The organism is Erysipelatoclostridium sp. MSK.23.31 (genome assembly GCF_019125875.1).
In the GTDB taxonomy this organism is placed as follows: Bacteria; Bacillota_I; Bacilli_A; order Erysipelotrichales; family Coprobacillaceae; genus Thomasclavelia; species Thomasclavelia ramosa.
The window spans coordinates 1-328 of sequence record NZ_JAHOCB010000145.1; the positions used below are offsets into that span (position 1 = coordinate 1).

A 328-nucleotide genomic window follows, 5' to 3' on the forward strand; every position below is an offset into this window, starting at 1 on the left:
AAAGACAGGTCATGCCGTCAATCGTGATGATAGAGGAAATCGACAGGCTGACAGGCTCAAACTACATGAAAATGATTGATGAATGTACCAACCTTTCCGAAAAACAGGAAATGCTTGTAGAACAGATGTGTACGGATATAGCAGATGTAATCGAAAGTGAGGGGGTGTTTTATGAGTAATGCACAGGATATTCCCGTATGGGAAAAATATACCCTTACCATTGAAGAAGCGTCAAAGTATTTCCGTATCGGAGAAAACAAGTTAAGACGCTTAGCAGAGGAAAACAAGGACGCTGGCTGGCTCATTATGAATGGCAACCGCATACAGA

The 328-nt window shown here is 42.1% G+C and carries 1 protein-coding gene; it reads left to right on the forward strand.

All coding sequences use genetic code 11. The annotated features are described in order from the left end of the window. Positions 1-171: 171 nt before the first annotated feature. Positions 172-328 (forward strand): excisionase (locus tag KSU54_RS18710; RefSeq protein ID WP_173867812.1); only part of this gene is annotated, 157 nt, incomplete at its 3' end.